Source organism: Alistipes sp. HGB5, from assembly GCF_000183485.2.
Lineage (GTDB): Bacteria > Bacteroidota > Bacteroidia > Bacteroidales > Rikenellaceae > Alistipes > Alistipes finegoldii.
Map to the genome: position 1 here is coordinate 33821 of NZ_AENZ01000009.1, position 20094 is coordinate 53914.

The 20094-nt window shown below is 58.8% G+C and carries 16 protein-coding genes, 1 tRNA gene and 1 pseudogene; 8 read left to right on the forward strand and 10 right to left on the reverse strand.

The window, feature by feature from the left end:
• From HMPREF9720_RS01390 to HMPREF9720_RS01400, 3 genes are read left to right on the forward strand one after another with little or no spacing between them, the layout of a single operon-like run.
• Nucleotides 1-501, forward strand: coding sequence for a glycoside hydrolase family 73 protein (locus tag HMPREF9720_RS01390; RefSeq protein ID WP_009596492.1), 501 nt, complete (start codon nt 1-3; stop codon nt 499-501).
• Nucleotides 498-1112, forward strand: coding sequence for a DUF6549 family protein (locus tag HMPREF9720_RS01395; RefSeq protein ID WP_009596453.1), 615 nt, complete (start codon nt 498-500; stop codon nt 1110-1112). The genes HMPREF9720_RS01390 and HMPREF9720_RS01395 overlap by 4 nt, the downstream gene beginning before the upstream one ends.
• The gene (locus HMPREF9720_RS01400) at nt 1109-1582 is read left to right on the forward strand and encodes a hypothetical protein (RefSeq protein WP_018696657.1); all 474 of its coding nucleotides are present in this window, start codon (nt 1109-1111) and stop codon (nt 1580-1582) included. The genes HMPREF9720_RS01395 and HMPREF9720_RS01400 overlap by 4 nt, the downstream gene beginning before the upstream one ends.
• Nucleotides 1583-1639: 57 nt before the next feature.
• Here the strand turns inward: HMPREF9720_RS01400 and HMPREF9720_RS01405 are convergent, their stop codons facing one another.
• From HMPREF9720_RS01405 to HMPREF9720_RS01450, 10 genes are all read right to left on the reverse strand, one after another.
• Nucleotides 1640-2356, reverse strand: coding sequence for a hypothetical protein (locus HMPREF9720_RS01405; protein ID WP_009596406.1), 717 nt, complete (start codon nt 2354-2356; stop codon nt 1640-1642).
• 64 nt (nt 2357-2420) lie between these two features.
• Nucleotides 2421-3638 (reverse strand): tyrosine-type recombinase/integrase, encoded by a 1218-nt coding sequence (locus HMPREF9720_RS01410; RefSeq protein WP_230322142.1) that lies wholly within the window; start codon nt 3636-3638, stop codon nt 2421-2423.
• A 119-nt stretch (nt 3639-3757) separates the two neighbouring features.
• Nucleotides 3758-3830: transfer RNA gene (locus HMPREF9720_RS01415), tRNA-Met, on the reverse strand.
• A gap of 225 nt (nt 3831-4055) precedes the next feature.
• Entirely contained in the window at nt 4056-4964 is a 909-nt protein-coding gene (locus HMPREF9720_RS01420) for a PLP-dependent cysteine synthase family protein (protein WP_009596330.1), read from the reverse strand.
• Nucleotides 4965-4990: 26 nt separating this feature from the next.
• The gene (locus HMPREF9720_RS01425) at nt 4991-6772 is read right to left on the reverse strand and encodes a (Fe-S)-binding protein (RefSeq protein ID WP_009596321.1); all 1782 of its coding nucleotides are present in this window, start codon (nt 6770-6772) and stop codon (nt 4991-4993) included.
• Nucleotides 6773-6774: 2 nt separating this feature from the next.
• Entirely contained in the window at nt 6775-7110 is a 336-nt protein-coding gene (locus tag HMPREF9720_RS01430) for a 4Fe-4S dicluster domain-containing protein (RefSeq protein ID WP_009596497.1), read from the reverse strand.
• 3 nt (nt 7111-7113) lie between these two features.
• Complete coding sequence (locus HMPREF9720_RS01435) at nt 7114-8118, reverse strand: FAD-dependent oxidoreductase (RefSeq protein ID WP_009596372.1); 1005 nt, start codon at nt 8116-8118, stop codon at nt 7114-7116.
• A complete protein-coding gene (locus HMPREF9720_RS01440; RefSeq protein WP_009596468.1) occupies nt 8118-9206 on the reverse strand; it encodes a CoB--CoM heterodisulfide reductase iron-sulfur subunit B family protein in 1089 nt (362 codons plus the stop codon). Before HMPREF9720_RS01440 ends, HMPREF9720_RS01435 begins: the two co-directional genes overlap by 1 nt.
• A gap of 3 nt (nt 9207-9209) precedes the next feature.
• Complete coding sequence (locus HMPREF9720_RS01445; protein ID WP_009596362.1) at nt 9210-9908, reverse strand: 4Fe-4S dicluster domain-containing protein; 699 nt, start codon at nt 9906-9908, stop codon at nt 9210-9212.
• A gap of 216 nt (nt 9909-10124) precedes the next feature.
• On the reverse strand, nt 10125-10610 hold the full coding sequence (locus HMPREF9720_RS01450; protein ID WP_009596466.1) for a dihydrofolate reductase: 486 nt from the start codon (nt 10608-10610) through the stop codon (nt 10125-10127).
• 244 nt (nt 10611-10854) lie between these two features.
• Here HMPREF9720_RS01450 and HMPREF9720_RS01455 point away from each other — a divergent pair.
• The 5 genes and pseudogenes from HMPREF9720_RS01455 (at nt 10855) to HMPREF9720_RS15315 (ending at nt 20093) form a co-directional block, all read left to right on the forward strand.
• Nucleotides 10855-12495, forward strand: a pseudogene (locus HMPREF9720_RS01455) (sodium:solute symporter family protein).
• Between the two features lie 3 nt (nt 12496-12498).
• The gene (locus HMPREF9720_RS01460) at nt 12499-14781 is read left to right on the forward strand and encodes an FAD-dependent oxidoreductase (protein WP_009596450.1); all 2283 of its coding nucleotides are present in this window, start codon (nt 12499-12501) and stop codon (nt 14779-14781) included.
• 31 nt (nt 14782-14812) lie between these two features.
• Nucleotides 14813-17401, forward strand: a complete 2589-nt coding sequence (locus HMPREF9720_RS01465) for a beta-L-arabinofuranosidase domain-containing protein (protein WP_009596423.1) — start codon at nt 14813-14815, stop codon at nt 17399-17401.
• Nucleotides 17398-19203, forward strand: coding sequence for a putative lipoprotein (locus HMPREF9720_RS01470; RefSeq protein ID WP_009596517.1), 1806 nt, complete (start codon nt 17398-17400; stop codon nt 19201-19203). The genes HMPREF9720_RS01465 and HMPREF9720_RS01470 overlap by 4 nt, the downstream gene beginning before the upstream one ends.
• Nucleotides 19116-20093 carry a hypothetical protein gene (locus HMPREF9720_RS15315; RefSeq protein WP_139022440.1) on the forward strand — a complete coding sequence of 326 codons (978 nt, stop codon included), beginning with the start codon at nt 19116-19118 and terminating at the stop codon, nt 20091-20093. Before HMPREF9720_RS01470 ends, HMPREF9720_RS15315 begins: the two co-directional genes overlap by 88 nt.
• Nucleotide 20094: the final 1 nt, after the last annotated feature.

Below are 20094 nucleotides of genomic sequence, written 5' to 3' on the forward strand. Positions count from 1 at the left end.
ATGACACCGAAAGAATTTAAGAAAACCTACTGGCCGGACATCGCAGCCTCCTGCGAGGAAACCGGGCTGAACCCGCTCTTCGTGGCCGCGCAGGCCGCGCTCGAAACCGGCTGGGGGAAGTCCGCCATCGGGCACAACCTGTTCGGCATAACCGCCACGAAGAAGTGGCGCGGGGCGGTGAAATACGTGCGGACGTTCGAGTATTTCGACGACGACAAGCAGGGCCACCGATTCCCCAAAGTACACTCCATTACGCGGATGCCGGACGGGCGCTACAAATATGTCGTGGATCGCGCCTTCCGAGATTATACGTCTGTCAGGGAGTGTCTGACCGACCACTCCCGAATTCTGCTGACCGAACGCTATGCCCCCGCGATGCCGTACAAGGACGACGTGTACCAGTTCGCCTACCGGGTTGCAGCCTGCGGCTACTGTACAGCCAAGCCGGCGGATTATGCGGGTCTGATTCTCAAAATCTCCAAAACGCTCGAAAAGGCATGAAACGCTTCCTGCTCATAGCCCTGATTATAGCGGGCGGCCTGTTGTGGGTGCAGAGTGCGCGGCTCCGCTCGGAAAAACGCGAACGCCGTCGGTTGGAGTCGAACCAGACCGCGCTGATGTCAGATGTCGAAATCTACCGGACAAAGGCAGGCAAGGCCGCCGCGTCGAACATGGTGCTGAATCTCCGCGTCTCGGAGCTGGAGCGGCTCCGGGCGGCGGATGCCGAGAGCATCCGCGACCTCGGCATTAAACTCAAGCGGGTGGAATCAACGGCCAAGACGGCGACAGCGACCGTCGTAGAGCTGCGGGCGAAGCTCCGGGACACGGCCGTCGTCCGGGAAACTTCGGCCGGGGCAGTCATTATCGACTCGATGCGGACATTCCGCTGGCGAGATCCGTGGGTGACTGTCGAAGGGTTGATCGAGCGCGACTCGGTCGCGTGCCGCGTGGAGAGCATCGACACCCTTCGGCAGGTCGTGCATCGGGTGCCGCGGCGCTTCCTCTTCATCCGCTGGGGAACCAAAGCGATACGGCAGGAGGTCATGTCGTCGAACCCGCACACGCGAATCGTATACACCGATTATATCGAACTTAAAAAACGGAACCGATGAAGAAATTTCTGAAAACAACATGGGCGGTACTACTCTACTTGTGGCAGCTCCCGCAGAACCTGCTCGGCCTTACGTACTTGGCATTCTGTTTCGACCGCGTGAAAATCACCGAGCAACGCGGGGCCGTGTTCTATGCGACGAAGCATGTCCGGGGCGGCATGACGCTTGGGCGGTACGTCTTTATCGCGCCGGGGAACATCGACCGGGAACCGGTATACGACCATGAGTTCGGCCACGTCCGACAGTCGCGGCGCTGGGGCTGGCTATGGTTGCCCGTATTCGCGATTCCGAGCGGCCTGCATAGCCTTTTCTGCCGCGCGGCGAACTACTACCACTTTTACACGGAGAGGTCGGCAAATCGGCTCGGAGGCGTGCCCAACTATGCCGGGGAATACCACTACCACATGGACGGCTTGATCGTCACCTATTGGGACAAGCTGGTCGAACTCAAGGACAAATATTTCAAATGACAAAATCCCTCGCCATTGGCGGGGGATTTATTGTCTGGTACTCTATTGAGTGAGAAATCACAATGCCTTCATTGCTTGCGACCACGACTCCAAATACTCCTTTTGAACATCAGGCGAAATGGATGACAATATTTTTTTACAGATCGTACAAAGTATATCTTTAATGTCATTGGCTTGCTTGGCAATGCAATCATCTATATCGACATGAATTGTGACAACTTTCCGATTTCCATCTGACGTGGTGTATTTTAGATAGCAAAAACCGTTTTTTGTCACGGTTGATGGACTTATAAATATTTGGGCTATTATTTTCCCTTTTATAATATTCCTATCTGTGGCATGACACACATCATCCCGGATTCTCCTAATCTTATTGATCTCTGGGTAGTCATCGAAATAATTTAGTTCTTTCTTTTTTAAAATTATTTTAAAAATAGTTGTTGCCGCATCTTGTTGTAAGTAAAATGCATTAAGAAGCCCATAAATGTAAAGTGCATCCCCATGAATGTAATCGATTTGGTCTATTTCCTGATATTTATCTATGGCTCTTTGGCTGTCCCTAATAACATCCATCGCAGCACATAATTGCGCCCAATGTTCGCGAGACAGATTCGAATAATAATGCTCGTGAATGGTCGGAATATTTATCATATCCCTTAACAAACTGTTATAGTCAGAAACTGTATTCAATGTTTTATCAGGTACAGTCCCGTCGACATAGTGTGTTGTACCATTTATAGTAACAACAAAGCCATCAAAATCATCCGTATGCATACGCCAAATTATTTATTACTGTTGGTTAGGCAAAGATAACAAAAATACATTCCAGAAATTCACATTATAAAACGCCCTGATAATTCAATAAAAGCGGATTTGCATCCCGAATATCCTGCGGCGTATACACATCGGTCATCAATAACGACGAGTGCCGCGCCTGTTCTTTAACCGAAAGGGTATCATACCCAGCACGGAGCATCGCGGTAATTCCGGTATCCTTCAGACTATAAAATTTGTACTCTTTGGGAAAGTGGAGAGCAGGGCGGATTTTCCTGCTCCAAAAGTCGCGGTAAGTCTTTTCGTTTACCCATTCCGGCCCCGGTCTGAAATCCTTGGAAAAAATATAGTAGGTACTCGGAGCGTCAAAATACCCAAGTTCGGCCATCAACTCAATAATTTTCTGGGGTATAGTAACACATGCCGAACGCTTGTTTTTCGAGATTGTATCGTCAATATAGACCGTCTGTTTACTGACGGATATATCACACAGCCGGAGTTTGGCAATCTCCTTCGGACGGATAAGCATGTAGTGCAGAAAGTAGCAAACCAAAAGGAAGTAGCGGTTATTCTCCTGAAGCCAATCATGCAGGCGTTGCATATCATCCACAGCAATAACCTTGCGTTCTTTCTTGAGCAAAGCCTTGCCAATACTGACCAACCCATCCGTCGGTTTTTCTTTGATATACAGATGTTGCACCAAAAAGGCGCTGAACGACCGAAGGAAAGCCAAATAATTATTGCGTGTGCGTGGAGAATTCTCCCGTTCAATATAGACATAGTCCAGAAAACGAACACAGAAAGCCCGGTCGAATTGATAAACATACCGTATAGACACCCGCTGATTATCATTCCATTCTTCCATTATGCGAGCAAAACAGATATAATCGTGGTGCGTTGATGCCCGGTGTACTCCGTCATTCAAGAGTTTGGTGATGTAATTTCGATAATGTATCAGCGTGTCGGAAAATAGTTTGTAGGAGCGGTCGGCATCAGCCTCTATCCAAGGATTCCAGCCAGCTTCCAGCTTTGCAGACAGCCGGTGACATACCTGCGCGGCATATTGCCGTTTCTGGGAGGCCGTCCCGACGGAATTGATTTTTATCCGCTTTCGACGCATTTCGCCTTTTGCTGGGTCGAAGGCGTAAAAACTGATAAACCAGCAAGCGCCCGTATGCAAACGGGGATAAGTGTACGAGAGAATCTCGTTTAACGCAGAATTTCGCGCAGTTTTTACAGACAACATTTTTTTTACATTTTCGCTGTCAGCGACCCGACGCAAAAATGTAGAATGTTGATTTTCAGAACAATTCAGACAAATATTTTGTCCCGGAATTGTCCCGGCTATTTTAGAAAAAAGGCCGTAACTAACTATATTTCAGTTTGTTATCGGCCTTTAAGTAGCGGGAGGAGGACTCGAACCTCCGACCTTCGGGTTATGAGCCCGACGAGCTGCCAACTGCTCCATCCCGCGATATGTCTTTAGTGATGTACTATCGCTTTTGCGTGTGCAAAGATAAGACAAAAATTCGGATTCTACAAATTTTTTCGCATACAATGCGGCAATTACGATCTATCATGCTATTTATCAGCCGCTAACAATTATTTTTTCGCTTCTCGGCATCCAGCACAACCCGGAAGTTCTCCAACAGCTCCCGGAATCCGAATCTACCGGCCCCAAGCCCGCGCTTGCCGGGCCTCAATCCTCAAACTCCCGGAACATCGTCGTGCTGAGGTACTTTTCGGCACGGTCGGGAAATACGACGACGATATTCCCCGACTCGATACGCGCTGCGGTACGTACGGCGGCCAGCATGGCGGCGCCGCTGCTCATCCCGGCGAAGATACCCTCGGCGGAGATGATCCTGCGGGCCATGTCGATCGCCTCCTCGCTCTCGACCAATTCCTGCACGTCGATCTTCGAAGGGTCGTAAATATCGGGCACGATCGCCTCCTCCATATTCTTGAGACCCTGAATATAGTGCCCCTTGGTCGGCTGGGCGCAAACCACCTTGATCGCGGGATTCATCACTTTCAGAAAGCGCGACAGCCCCATCAGGGTCCCCGACGTTCCGATCGCGCAGACAAGATAGTCGATCTGTCCGCCCGTCTGCTGCCAGATCTCCAGCGCCGTGTTTTCGTAATGCGCCAAGTAATTGGCGGCATTGGCGAACTGGTCGGGCATAAAATATTTGTCGGGATTCTCCGCGACGAGTTTGCGGGCCAGACGGATCGCGCCGTCCGTCCCTTCGGCGGCAGGCGTCAGACGCACCGTGCCGCCGTATGCGCGGATGATCTTGCGGCGTTCGATCGACACGGCCTCGCTCATCACGATCTCCACGGGATAGCCTTTGACGATGCCGACGATAGCCAGTCCGATGCCGGTATTTCCCGACGTAGGTTCGATGATCGTCTTCCCTTTGGTCAGACGGCCTTCGCGCTCGGCGGTTTCAATCATCTTGACCGCAATGCGGTCCTTGATGCTGCCCGTCGGATTGAACCCTTCGAGCTTGGCGAATATCTTCACTTTCGGATTGGGCGACAACGCATTGATCCGAACCATCGGCGTAGAACCGATGGTATCCAAAATCGTTTTCTTTGCTTTCATCTTATACTCACTAACCTAACTCAGTCTTATTTCAGCCCGGCGGCGACGATCTCCGCCAAGTCGCGCACCTCGCCCCTCGTGCCGCGGCCGATGGCCTTCTTGCAGAGCGGGCAGGCCGTCACGATCACCTCGGCGCCCGTGGCTTCCAGCTCTTCGGCCACCGCCTGCGCAAGGCGCACCTGCTGGCTGTCGGAAATGGCCGTATTGGCGACCGAGGAACCGCAGCAGGGTGCGTTTTCGCGCGTCTGCGCGGGTTCGAGCAGTTCGCCCACCGCTTCGATCACGGCGCGCGGCTCGTCGTAAATGCCGCTTCCGCGCCCCAGTTCGCAGGGATCGTGGTAGGTGAAGCGCGTCGGGCCGTGCACGACATCCAACCGTCCGGCCCGGATCAGACGCAGGATATATTCCGAATGGTGCAGCACCTCGATTCCGGCCAGTTCGTAATCCTCGCGGAAAACCTTCAGGCAGATCGGACACGAGGTCACGAGCGTCGTGATGCCGTGTTTGCGGAACAGATCGGTATTGTAGCGCATCATCCTGCGCGCCGAATCGGTCTCGCCGGCCAGCTTCAGCGGCCGGCCGCAGCAGACGCCCCCTTCGCGGTCGGCCCACCACACCTCTTCGCCCGCGGCGCGGAACACCTTGTCCATCGCCGACATCGTACGGGGCGTAAGCAGGGTCATGCACCCCGCGAAATAGCCCACCTTGCCCTCTCCCGAAGAGCGGTCCAACCCTTTGAAATAGTCGTAGCGCTTCTCGTCGGGCACGTTGCGCATCGTATCGCGCGAGTTGAGCCGCAGCGTATTGAGGTCTATGTCCACGGGGCACTTCTCGGCGCAGCGGCCGCACATCAGGCAGTTGTCGGCCGTCGCCAGCCGCAGCATCCGGTAACGGCGGTCGCGCAGGAAATAGACCGACTGCACGTCATTGATTCCCAGCACGCTCTGCAACTGACAGGGATCGATGCAGATACCGCAGCGCGAGCATGCTTCGACCTGAAAATGATCGAACGCCCCCTCCTTTTCGGTCGAGCGGAGTTCGTAATGCCGCAGGAAGATCAGGGGAATCTCGGTAAAGATATGCATATACCGCGAGAACGGCAACGCCACGAAGAAAATACCGAGGCATGCGGAATAGGCCCACCATGCCGCGCTTTCGAGATTCATCAGCGCGAGCGTGCTGACGTGCTCCGCCATCCACGCGCCGACCGCCCCCGTCAGGAATCCTCCGCCGCCGTAAAGGGCGCAGGTCGTGCTCTCGGCGATCAGGCGCACCGGGAAGACGAACCACAACGCCGAGAGGGCCACGCGGTCGCCCAGCAAGTGCTTGGTCGTACGCCGCATGCCCATCGCCCGCGAGTAAACGCGCTTGCCCCAAGCCAGCGCCACGCCCGAAAGGACGAAGAGCAGCAGCAGGTCCATCAGGAAGTCGAACACGGGCTTATGTTCCAGCCCCGTGGCGAAATATTTGAAAAAGACGTGTCCCTGCAGCGGCACATAACGGAATCCGAGGTAGGCGATGGTCTCGATCCACCCCACGGCAATCAGCAGAAACCAGCCGAAAGCCAGACTCATGTGCATGTAGCCCAGCAGCGGATTGACCTTGAAGATGCGGCGGTGCAGCAGCGATTCGCTGATCACCTCCCACACGGCCGCCAGCGTACGGCGCGTCGGCAGTCCGAACAGAATCCGTTTCTTGTCGGCGCGGGGCAGCAGGTAGAGCCACGAACCCCACTTCCAGAGCAGTACGACGAACATCACGGCCGCGCCGACCATGAACGGTATGCAGAATGGTGCGAAAAAAGTCATCGTCAGAAGTCTCCCAGTTTACGTTTGATAAGCATGACCACGCCGCGCGTGTTGATACCGCGCGGACACACCAGCCGGCATTTGCCGCAGAGCATGCACTTGTTCATCTCCTCGTAAGCCCCCTGATATTCGCCCCGGCGGACGAGCGTGTGGACCTTGCGGAAATTGAACTCCGTGAGGTTTCCGGCCGTGCAGACCGCCGTGCAGGCCCCGCATCCGATGCAGGCCTGCAGCTCCGGCATTTCGTGCAGGATCTCGTCGCTCTTGCGCAGGTTGTTGCGGTCGATGTCGATCGCCCGCGGCTTGGAGATGGTATATCCGAAATTGATCGCCGCCATACGCTATGCCCCCAGATATCGGGCCGCGGCGTCGGCAGCGGCCGTTGCTTCGTTCAACGATTCGCCGATATTCTTCGGCGCCGTGACGGTTCCGGCGTAAAAAATGCCCTCCACGTTGCTCTTCACGTTGCCCAAGAACATGTCGCGCGGCGCCATGAAACCGCTCGGCGCACGGTGCAGACCCGCGCCTTCGGCCAGCACGGCGTTGTCGTCGTTGGCCCGCATGCCGACAATCAGAATCAGCATGTCGACGCTCATGCGCAGCGGACGTCCCGTCAGCGTATCCTCGGCCTTGATCTGCACGCGGCCGTCAATCGTCGGGCTGGCTTCCGAAATACGTCCCCGGATAAAGTGGATGTTGTATTTCTGCTGCGCCTCACGGTACATCTCTTCGTATCCGGGGCCGAACATGCGGATGTCCATGTAGAAATTGAAGACGTCGGCGTCGGGAAACAGCTGTTTCATCTCCATCGCCTGCTTCACGCCCGTAATGCAGCACACCTTGGAACAGTGCTGCTGGCAGACCTTTTCGTCGCGCGAACCTACGCAGTGCAGGAAAGCGATGCGCTTGGGACGCGAGCCGTCGGCCTTGGCCACACGGCCTTCGTTGAGCATCCGCTCGATGTCCACCGTCGTAAAGACGTTGTCGTAGATGCCGTAGCCGTACTCCTCCTTGATCGACGCGTCGAACAGCGTGAATCCCGAACACATCACGACCGAGTCGCACGCGATCGTACGCCCGTCGGTCAGCCGCACGCCCTCGCGGGTAAACCCGGCGGCTTCGGTCTGCGTCAGCACCTCGATACCGCGCTCCGCGACGCGGCGGCGCAGTTCGGTGAGAATCTCCGACGCCGGGGTAAACGACGGGAACAGCACGTGCCAGCCCCGGAGTTTGCCGCCCAGTTCGGCCTCCTTTTCGATGATTACAGGTTCGATGCCCTGTTCTGCCAGACGCAGGGCCGTTTGCATGCCCGCAACGCCGCCGCCTATGACTGCCACTCGTTTCATTACTCTCTGATGTCGTATATTGTGTCCGTCGGGCAGCAGTTCACCACCGCCGACGCAGGTTTACCGATATATTTTCCGTTGCGGCCGAGGTATTTGGCCGCGGGGTCGTACTCGACGCCCATCTTGTCCAGCAGGGGTTCGACGTCGACCTGATGCATCTGCATGCCCAGCACCCAAGGATCGTAACCGAGCACCAGCCCGGCCATCTCCTCGTAGGTCAGGACGGGAATCCCGTGGCCGTTCTGGCCGTAAGTCGTCCCCTCCATCTCGGCGATCGTGTACTGCCACTTGTCGAGGAACATCGCGCACCCCGGACAGTTGGCCACGATGAAATCGGGCTTGTAAGGGGCCATGCTCTCCAGTTTCTTGTGCGAATTGGCGATCGAATAGCCGCGGTTGGCCTGCACCAGATAGTTGCGGAACCCGAAGCCGCAGCAATGCCGCCGTTCGGGATAGTCCACGCACTCGCCGCCCCACGACTCGACCATGCCGGCCAGCACGTAGGGAAATTCCGATCCGCCGATACCCGATTTGGGGAATATTTTGGCATAGTGGCAGCCGATATGCTCCACGACCTTCAGCGGTTCGCCCGTCTGGGCATTGACCAGCCGGTGTTTGGCCCGTGCGGCGATCTGCTCGCGGAAGTGGAAGACGACGTCCGACGTGTGGGCCAGACTCGCAGGCTTTTTGAATTCGCGCCCCGTGGCCTTGTAAAGGTTCTCGCGGGTCTTCGCCTCGGTCTCCGGGAACTCGTGCCATGTGGCCAGAATCTCCGTGTAGACGCCGAACGAAGTGATGCACGACGAAACGAGGTTTTCATACCCGGCTTCGGTCATCAGCGCGAACTGCCGCGCCACGACCGTCATGATCGTTTCGAGCGGCACGATGTCCGAGTGGTAGCCGATGCCCGTGCAGGACGAGTGCAGCGGATCGTCCGTCAGGTCCTTGCCCAGATCGTTGCGCAGCATGTCGATGAACAGCTTCTCGCTGCCGGGAAAGAAATTCTGGCGGATACAGCTGCGGGCGTAATAGTAGTGGTCATCGGCAATCTCCTTCTGGTAATCCTGCCAACTCTTTCGTTTTATCATCTGCTAATAGTGTTCGTTGCTGTTATTGAGGAAGACGTCCATCATGTACTTCTGATCGGCTCCCTCTTCGTAACCCAGTTCGCGGGCCTTGCGGTCGGAGTGCTCCTCGATGGCGTCGAACATCTCCTTGCCGCCGCTGACCTCGAAAATCCGGTGAATCTCGTCGAGCGACTTCTCGTCCAGACGGCGCAGCGCGCCCGCGCCGTGGCGCATGTAGACCGGCGTGAACTGACCGTAAATCTCCTTGTCGTTATCGTAAATCCACTGCCAAACGGTTCCTTGTTCGGGGTGCAGTTCGGGTTTGACGAGCCGCGGGACGATGCAGTAACCCGTGCGGAGGATATTCTCGCCAATGATACGCTTGAGCGCCAGCTGCTGACGGCCCTTTTCGCTCTCGACGAAGAACCCCAGCTTCTGCGAAAGGGTCCGCAGCGCCTGAATCACATAACCCGGCGTGTTGCCGCGCGGACAGCGCGGACGGCACGACATGCACTCGCCGCAGTACCAGATCGTATCGCTCTTCAGAAGCTCCTCGATGGCGTCGTCGTCGCGTGTCTGCACGATGTTCACGATCTGACGGGGATCGTAATTGTAGAACTCGGCAGCCGGACAGACGCCCGTGCAGACGCCGCAGTTCATGCACGACTGAAGGCCCTCCTTCATCCGCACGTCTTCCATCAGCATGTCGAAATATTTTGCCATTTTTCTCTTTTCTTTGTTCGTTCGCCCTTCCGCCGGCACCGAATCGCCGCATGCGGTCCGGACTGCCCGACGGATTTGCACCGCTTCCCGCATCCGGTCCGGCAGTCGCCTGCATCCGCCGCGCAGTGCGAAAAAAAGCGTCCGGCATGTGCATAAAAAAACCTTTGCGTCTGCAAAGGTAGGGATTACGGCCGAGCCGCGCAGTGGTATAAATACCTAATTTCGCCGCCGTTCGTAGGTCTCGAACGCAAAGGGATAGGGATAATTCGCGCCCGAAGCGAACGACTCGGACGACACGAGCCGCCACTCGGCGTCGTTCCATGCGGGAAAATGCGTATCGCCCTCGTAGGCATGGAAAACCCGCGTCAGGTAGAAGCGGCCGGCCAGCGGAAGGGCCTGCGCATAAATCTGCGCGCCGCCGATGACGAAGACCTCCTCTTCGGCCGGGAACAGCGCCACCGCCTCTTCGAGCGAATGGGCCACCCTGCATCCCGGAATCTCCATCTCCTGCCGCGTGACGACCACATTGGTCCGGTTGGGCAGCGGCCGTCCGAGCGACTCGTAGGTCTTGCGCCCCATGACGACGGGATGGCCCGACGTAACGGACTTGAAGTATTTCAGGTCTTCGGAAATATGCCACAACAGGGCGTTCTTATCGCCGATCACGCCGTTTTCGGCGACGGCTACAATGATGCTTACCATATATATTTATAATGCAATCCGCCGCCGCAGTCCGCCTGAGACGTCCGGCCGCCCTGCAAAGATAGCAATAATTCGGTTCGGCGCAATGGCTCCGCCTGCGAACCGAAACCCCGCCCGGCTCCCGCATCCGGCAACTCCGCAACCGCTCCCGTCAATCGCAATCGTTCCCGAAGATTTTATTCGCCGATCGTGCGGAATATCTTCCGGCAAATTCTATTTTTGTTCGTAAACTACAACCTGAGCTATGGAAATTCTGGACTACATAACCATCGCCGTCTTTGCGGCGGGCATCATGTTCGTCGGTTCGCTGTTCTCCTCGACCGGCAAAAACATGAAGAGTTTTTTCGCCGGAGGCGGCAACGTCCCTTGGTGGATCAGCGGACTGTCGCTGTTCATGGGCTTCTTCTCGGCCGGAACGTTCGTGGTATGGGGGGGCGATCGCCTACTCGATGGGCTTCGTCGCCGTCACCATACAGCTCACGATGGCCGCAGCCGGATTCGCCGTCGGCCTGCTTATCGCCCCGCGCTGGAACAAAACGGGCTGTCTCACCGCCGCGGAATACATCACACGCCGCTACGGAGCCTCGACGCAGAAGCTTTACACCTACATTTTCCTTTTCATCTCGATCTTCACCACCGGCTCCTTCCTCTATCCGATCGCCAAAATCATCGAAGTGGCCGCCGGAATTCCGCTCTCGTCCAGCATCCTGATAATCGGCGTGTTCTGCATGATATACGTCTCGCTCGGCGGCCTTCGCGCCGTGGTCGTGACCGACGTGCTGCAATTCATCATCCTCTTCGCCGCGGTCATCATCGTCACTCCGCTCGCATTCGGCGAAGTGGGCGGCGTCCCGGAGTTCCTCGCACGGGTTCCGGAGGGATTCTTCACGCTCTTCGCGGGAGAATACAACTGGGTGTTCATCGTCGCGTTCATGCTCTACAACCTCTTCTTTCTGGGCGGAAACTAGGCTTACGTCCAGCGATATACGAGCGTGCGCACGCCCAGAGACGCGAAAAAGGTCGGCGTGCTGTTCGGCGTGCTGTATACCTTCAGTCCGATCCTGTGGATGCTGCCGCCGATGATCTACCGCGTCTTCGAACCCGGACTTTCGGGGCTTGAAAACGAAAACGCCTACCTGCTGATGTGCAAGCAGACGAGGCCCGCCGGCATGCTCGGACTCATGCTCGGCGGCATGATCTTCGCGACCGCAAGTTCGCTGAACGCTACGCTGAACATCTCGGCAGGCGTCTTCACCAACGATATCTTCAAACGCCTCCGCCCCGCCGCCGGAGAGACGACGCTGATGAAAGTCGCCCGCATCTCCACGCTCGGCTTCGGGGTGCTGGCCATCGCCGTGGCGCTGCTCATCCCCAACATGGGCGGCATCGTCAACGTCGTCATCAGCGTGGCGGCACTCACCGGAGTGCCCCTCTACCTGCCGCTGATCTGGAGCCTCTTCTCCAAGAACCTGAACGGCAGGGCGATCTCAGCACGACCGTCACCAGTCTGACCGTCAACGCCGTTCTCAAATTCATCACGCCTGCGGCCGTCGGCTTCCCGCTCAGCCGGGCCGAAGAGATGCTGGTCGGGGTGCTCTTCCCCGCGCTGCTGCTGACCGGCTATGAAATCTATCACAAACTCTCCGGCTCGCGCGTCTGCGTTCCGATGCCTGCGGCAGAGAACGCAGCGGCGCCCGCCGCCGAGGACGCCGGCACGGATAACAACAACAGCATCCGCATCATCGGCGCCGGAGCGGCGATTTCGGGCTGCTTCATCTCCCTGATCGCGCTCCTGTCCGGCGGGGAGACCCTCGTTCTCCTCACGACGGGTATCGTCCTGACGGTATTGGGCGGCCTGATTTTCCTCACGACAAAAAACAAATAACATATGTTTATCGGTGAATTCGAAAAAAGCCGCAAACCGGCAGAAGTACACAGCCGTCACAGTCTGGTGATCGGCGGCGGCGGGCTTACCGGCGTATGCTGCGCCATTGCCGCGGCCCGTGCGGGCGCCGACGTCGCGCTGATTCAGGACCGTCCCGTGCTGGGCGGCAACGCTTCGAGCGAAGTCCGCCTGTGGGCGCTGGGAGCGACCTCGCACATGGGCAACAACAACCGCTGGTCGCGCGAAGGGGGCGTCATCGACGAAATACTGGTCGAGAACACCTTCCGCAACAGGGAAGGCAATCCCGTGCTGTTCGACATGGTGCTCATCGACAAGGTGCTCTCCGAACCGAACATCACGCTTTACCTCAACACGTGCGTATATGACGCCGAAATGTCCGGCCGCACCGTCAGATCGGTCACGGCGTTCAATCCACAGACCGGAACGCACCACACGATCGAAGGCGATCTTTTCGCCGACTGTTCGGGCGACGGCGCGCTCGCCTACATGGCGGGAGCCGAATACCGCATGGGCGCCGAGGACCGCGAAGAATACGGCGAGAAGTTCGCGCCCGACAAGACCCGATACGGCGAACTGCTGGGGCACAGCATCCTGTTCTACATCAAGGACACGGGGCGTCCCGTACGCTTCGAAGCTCCCGAATTCGCCTTGAAGGAGGTCGAGGAGCTGATCCCCCGGCTCCGGAATCCGGAGTATTTCAGCACCTCGCAGCACGGCTGCAAATACTGGTGGCTGGAGTACGGCGGACGGCTGGACACGATCCGGGATACCGAAAAAATCAAATTCGAACTCTGGAAAATCGTCTACGGCGTCTGGAATCACATCAAAAATTCGGGCAAGTACCCGGAAATGGAGAACTACACGCTCGAATGGGTCGGGCTTTTCCCCGGCAAACGCGAAAGCCGGCGGTTCAAGGGCTACTACATGCTGACCCAACAGGACATCATCGAACAGCACGAGCACTACGACGCCGTTTCGTTCGGCGGCTGGTCGATCGACCTGCACCCCGCCGACGGCGTTTACGGCGCAGGGCGCGCCTGCAACCAGTGGCACAGCAAGGGCATCTACCAGATTCCCTACCGCTGTCTGGTGACGCCCGATGCGGACAACCTCTTCATCGGAGGCCGTATCATCAGCGTCAGCCATGTGGCCAACGGCTCCACGCGCGTCATGTGCACCGCCGCACACGGCGGGCAGGCGATCGGCACGGCGGCCGCAATCGCCCTGCGCGACCACCTCAAACCGGCCGACCTTATCGGCCGGGAGCGTATCGGCCAGCTGCAGTCCGCACTGCTCCGCACCGGACACTTCCTGCCGGGCGAACGGTTCGGTCGCGGCATGCTGCCCCCGAAGGCCCGGATCAGCGCATCCAGCGAATTTGCGCTCGAACGGCTGCACCCCGACGGCACCCGCTTCCGGCTGGACTGCTCCGCCGCCGAGCTTATCCCGGTCGGCGGCCCGGTTCCGGCCGTCGGTCTCACCGTGCAAGCGGACAAGGCGACCCGGCTGACGGTCGAACTGCGCAGTTCGTCGCGCAGGGGCAACTACACTCCTGACACGACCGACAAGCGGCTCGTTTTCGACCTCCGGAAGGGAGAAAACAGACTGACCGTCGATTTCGGAATGCGCTACGACGCGCCGCAGTACGTCTTCATCTGCTTCATGGCCAATCCCGACGTAAGCATTCCGATGAGTTCGGAGATCGTTTCCGGCCTGACTTCGGTATTCAACACCGTCAATCCCGCGGTCTCCAACTTCGGCAGGCAGACTCCGCCGGAAGACATCGGAGTCGATGCGTTCGAATTCTGGTGCCCAAAGCGCCGTCCCGAAGGGAAAAACATCGCGCTCGAATTCTCCGCGCCGCTGACCTGCTTCGGAGCCGAAAACCTCCTCAACGGCTACTTCCGGCCCTACATACAGCCCAACGGCTGGATCCCTGCCCCCGACGACCGAACGCCGTCGGTCCGCATCGACTTGGGCGAAGAGCGGACCGTCCGGCAAATCAGGCTGTTCTTCGACACCGATTTCGACCACGCACTGGAGAACGTGCAAATGGAGCATTTCGATTCGGTGATGCCCCAGTGCATCCGCAACTACCGCATTACCGACGGCGACGGGAACCTCCTGTTCCGCACGGAAGGCAACCACCAGAGCTGCAATACGATTGCATTGGACGCCCCGCACACGCTGCGCTCGATACGCTTCTGGCCGGAAGACTCCGAACCCGGAAGGCACAAGGCCCTGATGGGGATCATTGTCGAATAAATTGCATAACTTCGAACCGGAAACCGCAACCATGAAACCGCACTTCAAAATATTCTCCGCATTCGTCCTGCTGCTGTCGGCCGCCTGCACGCCCTCCGACGAACTGGCCGTCAGAAACAAAGGGCTGGAAATCCGCTGGGAGCAGACCGCGGAAGGATGGAAAATCTCACGTATCGCCGACCGCAAAGGCCGCTGCTGGGGAGTGCCCGATGGGGCGTATACGATACTCTTCAGCAGCGAAAAGCCCTCGGCGGAGCCGGAAACGATCACCAACCGCGGCGGCGACACCATGAACTTCGACATCGCGCGGTTCCACTACATCGCCAAGGATTTCAACAGGGCGGTCTCTTCCGTGCCGATGAACCGCGCGGGCGAAGCGCTGCGCTTCTACCCCGAAAAAGGCTGGAAAGAGGGGCGCGCCGTCTGCTTCGAAGCCCGAAACGAACTGGGCCGCCTGCGCACGACATGGAGTCCCGACCCGGATTATCCGGCGGACATACGCATCGAAAGCGTGTTCTACCCGGCGCGCAAGGGCTACTATTCGGTAAGCACGCCCACGCTGGCCGTACTCCCCGAAGAGCGGCTCGGCTGGAGCGTCGTGCCGGGCTTTTTCCAAGGCGACTACATCCAGCCCGTATTCCACCTCGCCTACATGTACGGACAGGGACTGCCCCACCTGCCGGTCATATGCAACGACAATACGGTCACCACGATGATCACGTCCATGACCGAAAAAGCGGGCAATACACTGGCGCTGATCCCCGACAGCGGCTACTCCCGCTCCGAATACAGCGGCGGCAAGCGCACGCACGGCATCTCGTGGCGGTGCGGCCTTTCGCACATGAACCGGCAGGGAGAACTCTCCCCGACGCTCTACTATCCGGTGCTCGGACAGGAGGGGTCCGAAAAGCAGGCGGGAGACTCCGTCCGGTTCGGATTCCGCGTCAGCATGACGGACAAGGGGTGGTACGAAGCGCACAAACACGCCGTTTACGACATTTACGGTCTGGGCAACTCCCTCGCGCTCAAACATACGACCCTTCCGCTCTACAAGCGCATGGAAGCGATCTGGGACTACATTCTCGACGACTCGCTCTCCTTCTGGCGGACCGCCGGCTACAAGGGGCTGACCATCGGAGCGCAGGACTATCTGGGCGGAGTCGTCGAAGCCGACCGCGACGCCATGAAGAATTCCGACATCGGCGCATCGTGGATGCTCGCCTCGATGACCGGCGATCCGCGGCTTACCGAGGAGCGGCTTCCCTACATGCGCAACTTCAAACTGATGCAGCAGGCCCCGGCCGGCGATCCCAACCACGGCGCGGCCATGGGACAGTATTACCTGTGGAAAAAGCAAAAATTCGTCGAAGAGTGGGGCGACCATATCGAACCGATCGGCATCACGTACTATACGCTCATGGACTTGGGCAACATCCTGCTCTTCGAACGGAACGACTCGCTGCTGCGCAGCAGTTTCCGGGCCGGAGCCGAACGGCTGCTGTCGTTGCAGCAGGCCGACGGCGGTTTTGCCGTGGCCTACGGCAAACACGACGGGGAACCGCTGTTCACCGACCTGAAAGACCTCCGGCCCACGTTTTACGGCTTCGTCGTCGCCTATAAGCTGCTCGGCGAACACAAATACCTCGACGCCGCGGTGCGGGGCGCCGACTGGTTCGTCCGCAATGCCGTGGACAAAGGAGCCTTCACCGGGGTCTGCGGCGACGCGCGCTTCATCAACGACTTCGCCACGGGACAGGCCGTGCAGGCCCTGCTCGACATGCACGGCCTGACCGGAGAGGCCCGATACCGCGACGCCGCGCTCCGCACGGCCCGGATGTACGCCACGTCGATCTACACGCATCCGACGCCGGGCGACCGAGAAATCGAGTACAAAGGGCGGAAGATGCAGGAGTGGCAGATCAGTCAGGTCGGTCTCTGCTTCGAGCACGGCGGCTGCGCCGGGTCGGCGGTCAAGAGCGGCCCGATCCTGCTCACCAGCCACTGCGGCATGTTCGTAAGGCTGTACGAAGAGACCGCAGACCGGCTCTTCCTCGACCTCGCACGGGCCGCGGCTACGGCGCGCGAAGCGCACCTCGCACCGGACACGCACATGGCGACCTATTACTGGAGCCAGTTCGACCGGGGTCCCGGTCCCTTCCCGCATCATGCGTGGTGGCAGCTGGGGTGGATCGCCGATTACGTCTTCGCCGAAGCCGAAATGCGGAGCGGTCGCCGAATCTCGTTCCCCCGCGGTTTCATGACCCCGAAAGTCGGTCCGCAGCGCATCTTCGGCTTCGAACCGGGAACCGTATACGGCGAGCAGGCGAATCCAATCATGGTCAAAGGGCTGTTCGACGCCGACAACACCGACATCGAAATTCTGTCGGCCCTGACGACGGACCGGAACAGGCTCTGCCTGATCCTGATGAACAGCACGCCCCGGAAGCTGCATGCGACGCTGACGGTGCATCCCGCGGCCATTCCCGGCAGGCGCATCGACACCGCTTCGGCCGCCGATCCCGCAACCGGACGCAAAATCACGCCCGGCGACGACGGAGCGTTCGGCATCACCCTGCCGGGCTACGGAATACAAACCCTGAAACTCGACCTCGAACCATGACAAGAGCCGGCCGCATACTGCTGATCATACTGGCCGCGGCGGGAGCGTGCCGCCCGGCGCAGGCGCAGGAATTCAGGGTGAAACCCGACCATACGGTCGTGTTCGGCGGGCAGCACCTCCTGCCCGACTACCTGCCGGAATTCACCGTCCTCTTTTCGGCTGCGGACCCGCAGCTGAGAATGCGTCCGGCGGGCATCCCCGACGTTCAGTACAACGTGGCTACATGGCTCAGCGACCGCCCGGAACTGAACCGTACGGACCGCAGGGCCGATCAGTCGGGCGACGGCTTCGACGATGAAATTCTCGAAGGTTCCGTCGAATCGCGGACAGCCGACCTCTTCAACGCAGGGCGCATCATCGTCGTCCGCCCCGTCTCCCACCGTGCGGAAGAAACGGACAAGGTCACTTTCGGCTACCCCGAAAACGACCTTTTCAGCATCGCGGCGGAGCTGACGGCCGACACCGCGACGGGCCGGCCCCTGCTCACCTACCGCCTCACGGCGAAGACCGGGGGCTGGTATTCGGTCGGATTCACCGGTTTTGCGGGGAGAGACCCGAAACGAACCGACGAAATCTGGCAGCCGCTGATCTGGCAGGAGAAACGGTTCCCCGACAAAAGTTACCTCACGCTCGCGTTCCGGTGTCCCGTCCCTTCGGCGTTCGTCACCTACCGCAACGCGACATACGGCATTCTGGCCCACCCCGCCGAATTCCCGTTCGATCCGCTGCCGACGGCCGCCAACAGCCGTTTCGGCGTCGCCGTGCGCGACCGGCAGGGATTGGCCTCGCCGATGCTGTTCGCCCCGGTTCCGGGCGGCATCGGTTCCGAAACGGCTCCGGGCGGGGAACTCGTCTTTTCCGCCCTGCTCTGCGGAGAGCGGGGCGACACCACGGATGCGCTCCAAAATGTCGCAGAGAGTCTGTTCGGCTTCACAGGCAACCGGAACAATGCGCTCGGTTCGCTCAACGGGACGATCGAAAACATGATCTCCTACATACTCGGCCCCTACAGCCGTTTTCTGGACAAGGAAAAGGGCTGCACCTATGCGACGGACGTTCCGGGCGCGGTGAAAAACGTTTCGAGTCTCAATCCGCTGGAAATCGCCGTCCTGAACGACAACCGGACGATGCTTCTCGAAAGGGCGCTTCCGGTATACGAATACGTGCTTTCGCGCGAGAAGCTGCTCTTCTGCGCCGATTCGACGCAGGACATCCAGTACCCTTCGCGGCGCATGAACGGCCCCTGCTGCCCGGTCTCGGAACTGACGGCGCTCAACAGCATCCTCAAGGACAATGCGCCTTACCTGCTCTCCTTCGCCGGAAAAGAGTACCACTCCACGCGCGTCCGCAATCTGGACGTCGTCGAGCAGGGCGGCACATGGAGAAACGCCATGCACCTTTACCGGGCCACCGGAGAGCCCGGATACCTGAAAAAAGCCGTCGCGGGGGCCGACCTTTACATCCGTCGGCGCATCGACACGCCGGCTGCCGCGGGGCGAAACTCTACACGCAGTACGTCTGGTACTCCCCCGCCGTCCCGGACCGGGATATTTTGGTCAATCCCGACGGGAAAGCCCCGCACTACCAATACCTCAAGTCGAAAGGACATGCGCAGATGGACGCTCCCGCCGAACGGGTCCCGGCATGGCGGCTTTCGGAAATCGGACTCACCCCGGAATCTTCCGGCACGAGCACCGGACACCGGGGTATCTTCATGGCCAACTACGCTGCGTGGATGCTGCGGCTGGCGCATTACACGGGCGACGGGTTTCTGGCACGCACGGCGGACCACGCCGTCATAGGCCGCTACCGCAATTTTCCGGGCTACCACATCAACACGGCCCGCACGACCGTATACGAAAAGGCGGACTATCCGCTCCGGGGCCACATGGAACTGGGCGCCAACTCCTTCCACTACAACCACATCATGCCGCACATATCGCTGCTTTACGATTTTCTCGTCACGCAGGCCCTCTTCCGGAGCGGCGGGAAGGTGGATTTTCCGGGTGAATTCATCGAAGGATACGCCTACCTGCAAAGCAAGTTCTACGGTCACCTCCCCGGCACAATCTACGGCCGCGAAGCCCGGTTGTGGATGCCGACGGGGCTGGCGACGCCGGCCGACCGGCAGCTCAACTACATTTCGGCCGTCGACGACGACGCGCTGTATATCGTTTTCATGAACCAGTCTGCTGAAACCGTCGAAACGGACGTCGCGCTGGACTACGCCCTGAGCGGACATTCCGACGGAGGGCACTACAGGACGCAGGTCATAGGCGGCAGCGGCGCATCGGGCCAGCTCGCCGACGGACGTTTCACGGTCCGCGTCGCCGGAAACGGAATCGCCGCGGTCAGGATCGAAACCCCGACCCCGGTCCGGCCGCAGCTCGCCGCACTCTTCACCGCAGAGACGCGCTGGCAAACCCCTTACGCCGCAACGCAGGACGACGCCGTACGCTGCATGCGGGTCGGTTTCGGCCGGGCCGCAAACAACGTATTCGTCTATCTCACCCAAGACGACACGCAGTTGCGGAAAGTCTGGTTCACCGTAGACGGACGAACGACCGAAGACACCGACTATCCGTTCGAACATACGGCACCCATCGACGGGGAGCGGACGGAAATAACGGTAAAAGCCCTCACCCGGCAGGGCCGAATCATCGAATGGGAAACTCTGGAACTTAAAAAATAAC

Coding starts and splice junctions, on each gene's coding strand:
- HMPREF9720_RS01390 (WP_009596492.1), top strand. CDS start 1: ATGACACCGAAAGAATTTAAGAAAACCTACTGGCCGGACATCGCAGCC.
- HMPREF9720_RS01395 (WP_009596453.1), top strand. CDS start 498: ATGAAACGCTTCCTGCTCATAGCCCTGATTATAGCGGGCGGCCTGTTG.
- HMPREF9720_RS01400 (WP_018696657.1), top strand. CDS start 1,109: ATGAAGAAATTTCTGAAAACAACATGGGCGGTACTACTCTACTTGTGG.
- HMPREF9720_RS01405 (WP_009596406.1), bottom strand. CDS start 2,356: ATGCATACGGATGATTTTGATGGCTTTGTTGTTACTATAAATGGTACA.
- HMPREF9720_RS01420 (WP_009596330.1), bottom strand. CDS start 4,964: ATGAAAGCAAAGAAAACGATTTTGGATACCATCGGTTCTACGCCGATG.
- HMPREF9720_RS01425 (WP_009596321.1), bottom strand. CDS start 6,772: ATGACTTTTTTCGCACCATTCTGCATACCGTTCATGGTCGGCGCGGCC.
- HMPREF9720_RS01430 (WP_009596497.1), bottom strand. CDS start 7,110: ATGGCGGCGATCAATTTCGGATATACCATCTCCAAGCCGCGGGCGATC.
- HMPREF9720_RS01435 (WP_009596372.1), bottom strand. CDS start 8,118: ATGAAACGAGTGGCAGTCATAGGCGGCGGCGTTGCGGGCATGCAAACG.
- HMPREF9720_RS01440 (WP_009596468.1), bottom strand. CDS start 9,206: ATGATAAAACGAAAGAGTTGGCAGGATTACCAGAAGGAGATTGCCGAT.
- HMPREF9720_RS01445 (WP_009596362.1), bottom strand. CDS start 9,908: ATGGCAAAATATTTCGACATGCTGATGGAAGACGTGCGGATGAAGGAG.
- HMPREF9720_RS01450 (WP_009596466.1), bottom strand. CDS start 10,610: ATGGTAAGCATCATTGTAGCCGTCGCCGAAAACGGCGTGATCGGCGAT.
- HMPREF9720_RS01460 (WP_009596450.1), top strand. CDS start 12,499: ATGTTTATCGGTGAATTCGAAAAAAGCCGCAAACCGGCAGAAGTACAC.
- HMPREF9720_RS01465 (WP_009596423.1), top strand. CDS start 14,813: ATGAAACCGCACTTCAAAATATTCTCCGCATTCGTCCTGCTGCTGTCG.
- HMPREF9720_RS01470 (WP_009596517.1), top strand. CDS start 17,398: ATGACAAGAGCCGGCCGCATACTGCTGATCATACTGGCCGCGGCGGGA.
- HMPREF9720_RS15315 (WP_139022440.1), top strand. CDS start 19,116: ATGGCCAACTACGCTGCGTGGATGCTGCGGCTGGCGCATTACACGGGC.